This is a genomic window from Mumia sp., from assembly GCF_028803055.1.
GTDB lineage: Bacteria > Actinomycetota > Actinomycetes > Propionibacteriales > Nocardioidaceae > Mumia.
Map to the genome: position 1 here is coordinate 1 of NZ_JARBCJ010000161.1, position 7,746 is coordinate 7,746.

General features: G+C 71.0%; 6 protein-coding genes. 4 read left to right on the plus strand and 2 right to left on the minus strand.

From position 1 onward, the window contains the following. A partial coding sequence (locus PV363_RS13975; RefSeq protein ID WP_301022616.1) for an SAM-dependent methyltransferase occupies positions 1 to 651 on the plus strand: 651 nt, incomplete at its 5' end. A 21-nt stretch (positions 652 to 672) separates the two neighbouring features. Here PV363_RS13975 and PV363_RS13980 read toward each other — a convergent pair. Beyond that, positions 673 to 2,313 (minus strand): long-chain fatty acid--CoA ligase, encoded by a 1,641-nt coding sequence (locus PV363_RS13980; protein ID WP_301022617.1) that lies wholly within the window; start codon positions 2,311 to 2,313, stop codon positions 673 to 675. 214 nt (positions 2,314 to 2,527) lie between these two features. Between PV363_RS13980 and PV363_RS13985 the strand changes: the two genes are divergently transcribed. After that, complete coding sequence (locus PV363_RS13985) at positions 2,528 to 3,910, plus strand: M14 family zinc carboxypeptidase (protein WP_301022618.1); 1,383 nt, start codon at positions 2,528 to 2,530, stop codon at positions 3,908 to 3,910. 87 nt (positions 3,911 to 3,997) lie between these two features. Here the strand turns inward: PV363_RS13985 and PV363_RS13990 are convergent, their stop codons facing one another. Next, a complete protein-coding gene (locus PV363_RS13990; RefSeq protein WP_301022619.1) occupies positions 3,998 to 5,515 on the minus strand; it encodes an Ig-like domain repeat protein in 1,518 nt (505 codons plus the stop codon). Positions 5,516 to 5,624: 109 nt separating this feature from the next. On the opposite strand from PV363_RS13990, the gene PV363_RS13995 reads away from it, so the two are divergent. Together PV363_RS13995 and PV363_RS14000 are read left to right on the plus strand one after the other, a co-directional pair. After that, positions 5,625 to 6,836: an NADH-quinone oxidoreductase subunit D gene (locus tag PV363_RS13995; protein ID WP_220342248.1), complete on the plus strand. Its 1,212-nt coding sequence runs from the start codon at positions 5,625 to 5,627 to the stop codon at positions 6,834 to 6,836. Between the two features lie 71 nt (positions 6,837 to 6,907). Further along, a complete protein-coding gene (locus PV363_RS14000) occupies positions 6,908 to 7,714 on the plus strand; it encodes a metallophosphoesterase (RefSeq protein WP_220364831.1) in 807 nt (268 codons plus the stop codon). The last annotated feature ends 32 nt before the right edge of the window (positions 7,715 to 7,746 follow it).

Here is a 7,746-nt window from a genome sequence, read left to right on the forward strand (position 1 = left end):
CTCCCGCCGACGATCGGCTGGAGCCCTGAGGTCCCGGACAGCGTCGACGGCCTGCTGATCGCCAACGAGCTGCTGGACAACCTCCCGTGCGACGTGGTCGAGCGCGACGACGACGGGTCCCTGCGGGTGGTGATGGTCGACCCGGCGACCGGCGAGGAGGAGCTCGGCCCGCTCGTGCGCGACCCGGACACCCTGGCGTGGCTCGACCGTTGGTGGCCGTGCCCCGACCCGGGTGAGCGCGCCGAGGTGGGCCTGTCACGGGAGGCGTGGTGGCGGGACGCGGTCGGCAGGGTGGTCCGAGGAGCGGCGATCGCGATCGACTACGGCCACCGCGCCGACGACCGTCCTCCGTTCGGCAGCCTGCGGGCCTACCGCAGCGGCGCGGAGGTCGACGTGGTCCCCGACGGCACCCGCGACGTGACGGCACACGTCGCTGTCGATGCCCTCGCGGACGCCGTGGGCGGCACCCTGCGTCGTCAGCGAGATGTGCTGCGCGACCTGGGTCTCGTCGGCGCACGTCCTCCGCTCGCGCTCGCCTCCACCGACCCGCACGCCTATCTCGCCGCGCTGGCGGCGGCCTCGGAGGCCGCCGAGCTCACGGCGGCCGGCGGTCTCGGTGACTTCTGGTGGATCGTGACCGAGGTCCCCTGACCGGACGACCCCGGAGCCCCGTCACTCGCGGCGGCGCACGTCCAGCGTTCCGTCGGCGTACGCCTTGCGCAGCACCTTCTTGTCGAACTTGCCGACCGAGGTCCGGGGTACGGCCTCGATGAACGTCCACGCCTCAGGCAGCTGCCATGCCGCGAAGGACCCCGCGAGGTGGTCTCGCAGCGCCTCGGGAGTCACGTCGGCGCCCGCGCGGACCACGACCGTCGCGAGGGGGCGTTCCTGCCACTTCTCGTCGGGGATCCCCACGACCGCGGCCTCGACGACGTCCGGGTGGGCCATCAGCGCGTTCTCGAGGTCGACCGACGAGATCCACTCACCGCCCGACTTGATCACGTCCTTCGCGCGGTCGGTCAAGGTGATGTAGCCGCGTGGATCGATCGTCCCGACGTCACCGGTGCGGAGCCAGCCGTCGGAAAACTTCTCGGGGTCGTCGTCAAGGTAGTAGGAGCCGGTGATCCACGGGCCACGCACCTCGACCTCTCCGACCGCCTCGCCGTCGTGCGGCAGCTCCTCTCCACCGTCGCCGACGAGCCGCGCCTCGACGCCGCCCAGGAGCCGGCCCTGGCCGGCGCGGAAGCGCCACGCCTCTTCCTCGTCCACGCCGAGCGGCGGCTTCCCGGAGGTGGCGACGGGAGAGGTCTCCGTCATGCCCCACGCTTGCTGGATGCGCACGCCGTGGCGGTCCCAGAGCGCGCGCTGCAACGACTCCGGGACGGCGGAGCCGCCGCAGAGGACGGTGCGCAGCGAGCTCAGGTCGGAGGGGTGCTCGTCGATCCGGCCGAGGATGTCGTTGAAGACCGTCGGCACGCCGCCCGCGAGGGTCGGGCGCGTCTCCTCGATGAGGCGTACGAGCGGCTCGGCCTGGAGCCAGCGGTCGGGCATCACCAGCGACGCGCCGACCAGCACGGCCGCGTACGGGAGGCCCCACGCGTTGGCGTGGAACATGGGAACGATCGGGAGCACACGATCCTCCGGGCCCATCCCGGCGTTGTCGCCCATCGCGATCGACATCGAGTGCAGGTACGCCGAGCGGTGGCTGTAGACGACGCCCTTGGGGTGGCCGGTGGTCCCGCTCGTGTAGCACATCGCGGCGGCGTCGTGCTCGTCCACCGACGGCCACGCGAAGTCGTCGTCGGGGGCAGCGGCGAGCTCGTCCTCATAGCGCAGGACCGTCCTGCCCGACGCCTCCAGCGGGCTGAGGTCGGCCTCCGCGGCCTCCGGCCCGGCCACCAGGACGTGGGTGACGGTCTTCATCTGCGGGAGCACCGCCGCGAACGGCGCGACGAGCGAGGCGTCCACGACGACCACCGCATCCTCCGCGTGGTTGACGACGTAGGCGACCTGCTCGGGGAACAACCGGATGTTGACGGTGTGCAGGACCGCGCCCATGGCCGGCACCGCGAGATAGCACTCGAGGTGCTCGGCGTTGTTCCACATGAAGGTGCCGACACGCTGGTCACCAGTCACCCCGAGCCCTCGCAGCACCTGCGCCAGGCGCGTTGCTCGGCGGCCGATCTCGCCGTACGTGCGGGTCCGGGTGCCGTCGGGTGTGGCGGTGACGACGGTGGCGTCGGCGTACGCGGTCGTGCCGTACCGCATGAGGCGGCCGAGGCTGAGGGGGACGTTCTGCATGGTGCTGCGCATTCGGGGCCTCCGAACGAATGTGGCGTGGCTCACACAGTGTGCCGGAGGTTCCCGTTTTCGTCATCGGCTAGCAGGGACGAGCCCCACTTGTCTGGACTTTTCACAGACTGGAGTTGCCGAGTCGGTGACGGACCCTCACGGTGGGGGAACAGGTGGCCGCCGCGGGGGCTCGACGTCTTCGGCGAACGGTGGCCTCAGGCGAAAGGACGATCCCTTGCGCTCCACCTCCCCACCCCGACCTTGGCCCACGATCCTCGCGACCGCCGCAGGCATCGCACTCGCAGCCTCCGCGCTCGTCGGCAGCGGCACGTCAGCCGGTGCCGGACAGCGCGACGACGGTCTCGAGGCGGCCCTCGCCGCGGCGGCCGAGGACGCCCCGGCCGCGCTGCAGACGCCGTTCGAGCAGTCCGGCGGCGCGACCTGGACGACCCACCCGCAGTCCCTGGCGTTCTACCGCCAGCTCGACGCCTCCTCCCGACGCGTCACGGTCGGCACCATCGGCCGTACGACGCAGGGCCGCCCGCTCCAGCTCGTCTCGATCGGCTCTCCCGCGCCGAAGTCGCAGGCCGAGGCGGCCGGTGGCTCGGTCGCGATGTTCGTCTGCTCGGTTCACGGCAACGAGCCCTCCGGCCGCGAAGCCTGCATGAAGCTCGCCCGCGACCTCGCTACGAGCACCGACGCCACGGTGACCCGGTTCCTCGCCCGGACCACGGTGCTCATCGTCAACGCCAACCCCGACGGATGGGTGGCCAACACCCGCGGCAACGCCGACGGCGTCGACGTCAACCGTGACTACCTCGAGCTGTCGACGCCGGAGGGCCGGGCGATCACGAAGGTGATCCGCGACTGGAACCCCGACGTCCTCAACGACCTCCACGAGTACGGTCCCAACCAGTACTACCGGACCGACCTGCTCCACCTCTGGCCGCGCAACCGCAACGTCGACGACCAGGTCCACTCGCTCAGCAAGGAGATGAGCGAGGAGTACTCCGCCGCCCAGGCGCGCAGCGAGGGCTTCACCGCCGGGATCTACGGCCAGTACGTCAAGGACGGCGAGCCGTTCCTCCAGGTGGCCGGAGACGAGCAGGTCCGGATCCTCCGCAACTACGCGGGGCTGGTGAACGTCGTGGGCATGCTCAGCGAGACCGCGACCCGTCCGCTCAACGACGAGGAGGCGGCCGACGTCCGCGTCCTCAACAACCGCCGGGTCGACACCAACTACGCGAGCGCGCTCGGGTCGACGCAGATGGTCGCCGAGAACCGCGCGACGCTGGCGCGGGAGACCGCGGCCGCCGCCGAACGGCAGCGCGAGCTCGGCGCGACGCAGGGCGGGGTCGTCTATTTCGGGGGCCAGGACGACATGCTGCCGACCGATCCCGACCAGGTCGAGCCCGAGCCGATGTGCGCCTACCAGATCACCGAGGCGACCTTCCAGGACCTGCGCCGGACGCTGCGTCTGCATGACCTGAAGGCGACCCGCAACGCCGATGGTCGAGTGGTGAGCCTCGCGCAGGCGAACCGCGCGCTCGTGCCGCTGATGTTCGACACGCGGTCGGAGTACCGCCTCGCCGAGGGGACGCCGCTCGAGACCTGCTGACGTCGTCTCGCACCGCACGACTCGCAGCTGCGACCGCCGTCTGGTCGCAGCTGCGAGTCCTCTGTCATCGGACGGTCTGGCGGAGCGTCAACGGACCCGGAGCACCGCGCGCGCCGACGAGCCGGTGAAGGCGGACGAGCCGCCGTACACGATGCGCAGCGTGTGCTTGCCGCGCTTCTTCAGCCGGGGCAGCGTCACGGTCACCGCGCCGCGCCTGGCCGCCGTGAGCGTCGCTCTGCCGACCCGCTTCTTGCCGTCGAAGACGGTGACCGTGCCGGTGGGACGGATCGTCGTGCCGCGGCCGGTGACGGTCACCGTCACCTTCGCCCGCTGCTTGCGGGTCACCTTCTTCTTGGACAGTCGGACCTTCGCGTCCGTACCCGCCTTCGTGATCCGCACGGCGGTGCGTGCCGCCGCCGTCGTCGGCGAGAAGTCGGCACGGTACGACGCGATGATCTGGTGCGTCCCGACCGCGAGTCCTGCTGGGACGGCCACCGTCGCCGCACCCCGTGACAGACGCACGGTACCCAGCGACCGGCTGCCCGCCGTCAGCGCCACGGTCCCCGCCGCGTAGGTCGCGCCACGAGCGACCGACACCCCCACCCGTGCGGCCCGTCCGTACGTCGTGACCGCAGGCGTGACCGTCATCCGGGCAGTAGCCGCGAAGGGTGTCGCCGAGTAGTAGACGGTCCAGATCAGCGGGCCGAGGTCGGCACCGGCGGCGACCCCGAGAACCCGCGCACCCGCCACGGTGGCGCGCGTCTCGCCGATCGCCTGGGACCAGGTGGGCTCCCCGCCGCCGGACAGGCCCGCGACGGACGCCAACGCGATGCCCTTCTCTGTCCTCGCCGTCTGGCCCGGGTGACGGTAGGTCACGTCAGCGCGCAGCTCACCGGTCATGCCCTGGGTCACCCACTCGAGGTCGGAGACCACGACCTCCCGGCGCGGGCTGGCCAGCCGGACGACGCCACCGGCCTGGATCCTCGCCGGGTACGCCTTGCGCATGTCCGTGATCGGGAATCGGAACCGGTCGGTGAACCTCGGATCGCGCACCGCTCCGCCCGAGAGCGTGACGCTGCCGCCCTCGGCTGCCACCGTGGCTCGAAGGGTGTCGCTGACGCCCCACACGAAGGCGGAGTTGGGCCGGTCGTACGGCGCCCCTGCCGGCGCCGGGCCGGGATAGCGCAACTCCTGCCGGACCACGACGGAGCCGCTGCCGGTGACGGGGCCACCGGTGGTCGGCGTGAACGTCGCGGTGACCACCCCGGTGCCGACCGTCAACGGGCCTGGCACGCTGCCGGCGTAGACCGCGTCCGAACCCTCGACCGGCTCGAGCGTGACCGTCTTGCCGTCGAAGGCCGCTGTCATCGTGCCCGTGGTGACGTCACCGGTCACGGTGAACGAGACCCAAAGGCTGCTGTCGGCCCACGCCTCGGTCCAGCCGTTGTAGCTGAGGGTGCTCTGCTCGGCCTTGGCCGGCGAAGCCGCCAGGACTCCGGCGGCGAGCAGGACGGCGACGAGGGCCGCGACCAGGCGCCTCGCGTCGAACGAACCCCCGCTCCGACCGTTCCAAGGGCTGGGAGCGTTCAGGCGAAGGGTCGGCACGGGTCTCCTCGGTGTCGTGGCGCGCCGCCGCGCGCGGGCACATCATTGCACCGCGCGGGTCAACCCGTCTCCTCTCGCCTGCAGTCACGGCGCCGCTAGGCTGAGCGGCATGCCGAGCGACGAGGTCTCCCCTCCCCGCACGCTGACCGTCGGCGTCGGTGCGGGCTCGGCGGGCTTCGGGCACGAGCGCGGCGGCGGCGTCGACCTCGGCACCACCGACATGGTCCTCAACGTGGGCCCCCAGCATCCCGCGACCCACGGTGTCCTGCGGCTGCGCCTGACGCTGGACGGTGAGCGCATCGTGCACTGCGAGCCGATCGTCGGCTACATGCACCGTGGGGCCGAGAAGCTCTTCGAGGTCCGGGACTACCGGCAGATCATCGTCCTGGCCAACCGTCACGACTGGCTCTCCGCCTTCTCCAACGAGGTGGGCGTCGTCCTCGGCGTCGAGCGGATGCTGGGCCTCGAGGTCCCCGAGCGCGCGACCTGGGCACGCATGCTGCTCTCCGAGCTCAACCGAGTCCTCAACCACCTCATGTTCATCGGTTCGTACCCCCTCGAGATCGGTGCGATCACGCCGATCTTCTACGCCTTCCGCGAGCGAGAGACGATCCAGGAGGTCATGGAGGAGCTCTCGGGCGGGCGCATGCACTACATGTTCAACCGCGTGGGCGGCCTCAAGGAGGACCTCCCCGCCGGCTGGCTCGGTCGCGTCGGCGCTGCGACCGCGGCCGTGCGCAGCCGCCTCGGGCAGATCGAGGACATGTTGCTCGGCAACGAGATCTTCGTCGCCCGCACCCGAGGGGTCGGTGTGCTGTCGCCCGAGCTCGTCCAGGCGTACGGCGTCTCCGGGCCGATCGCTCGCGCGTCGGGTGTCGACTTCGACCTTCGACGTGACCAGCCCTATCTCGCGTACGACGAGCTCGTCGCCGACAAGACGCTGCGGGTCGTCACCCGTCACGAGGGTGACAGCTATGCACGGTTCGCATGCCTCCTCGAGCAGGTGCGGGTGTCGCTCGACCTCGCCGACGCCTGCGTGGCCCGGTTGCGCGACCTGCCGCAGGGGCCCGTCAACGTCAAGCTCCCCAAGATCCTCAAGGTCCCGGAGGGCTCGACCTACACGTGGACCGAGAACCCGCTCGGCATCAACGGCTACTACCTGGTCTCACGGGGAGAGAAGACACCGTGGCGCCTGAAGATGAGGACGGCGTCCTTCAACAACATCGCGGTGCTGCCCGAGATCGTGCGCGGCTGCGTCGTCGCGGACCTGATCGCCATCCTCGGCTCCATGTTCTTCGTGGTGGGCGACATCGACAAGTGACGCCGGACGGTGTGCCCGACGCCACGGCGGGTCGATCTGCCGACTCCCCCCGCGCGCTCTAGGGTCGGTGCGTGGGAGACGTGTGGGCGGTGAGCGACATCCACGGGCACCGTGACGCGCTGGTGGAGGTCCTGAGGTCTGCCGACCTGATCGACGAGGACGAGCACTGGTCGGGCGGCGACGCTCGGCTGTGGTTCCTCGGCGACTACGTCGACCGTGGGCCGGACGGCATCGGGGTGATCGACCTCGCGCGCCGCCTCGAGGGTGAGGCGGCCGACGCGGGCGGCTCTGCCTCGGCAATCCTCGGCAACCACGAGATCCTCATGCTCGGCATGCACCGCTACGGGCCGACGCCGGTCCCCAGCGACGGCCGCTACAGCTTCGAGGCCAACTGGATCGGCAACGGCGGTGTCGTCAGCGACCTCGAGCGTCTCGACCAGGACCGGATCGACTGGCTCACGACGCTGCCGGTGATCGCCACCGACGCCGACCACCTGCTCCTGCACTCCGACACGACGGCCTATCTGCTGTGGGGCGACTCCGTCGACGAGGTCAACGCCGCTGTGCGCGCAGAGCTGGAGATGCCCGATCTCGACACCTGGTGGGAGATGTGGCGCAGGTTGACGACGCGCTACGCGTTCGCTCGAGAGGACGGCGTCGCGGCTGCGGAGCAGATGCTGGGCGCGCTCGGTGGCCGACGCATCGTCCACGGGCACACCATCGGCGCGCTGGTGCGGGGCGGGCCGGTGACGCCCGAGGACGAGCCCGTGCTCTATGCGGACGGGCTCGTCCTCGACATCGACGGCGGGATCTATCTCGGCGGTCCGTGCCAGCTCGTCCGACTCGACGAGCCTGATCTCCCCGGACCTCGCAGCTAGCCGAGCAGGCCCTCGTCCTCGAGGAACTTCTT

Bases quoted from the DNA above. Each gene is read 5' to 3' on its own strand.
- PV363_RS13980 (WP_301022617.1), bottom strand. From the start codon at position 2,313: ATGCGCAGCACCATGCAGAACGTCCCCCTCAGCCTCGGCCGCCTCATG.
- PV363_RS13995 (WP_220342248.1), top strand. From the start codon at position 5,625: ATGCCGAGCGACGAGGTCTCCCCTCCCCGCACGCTGACCGTCGGCGTC.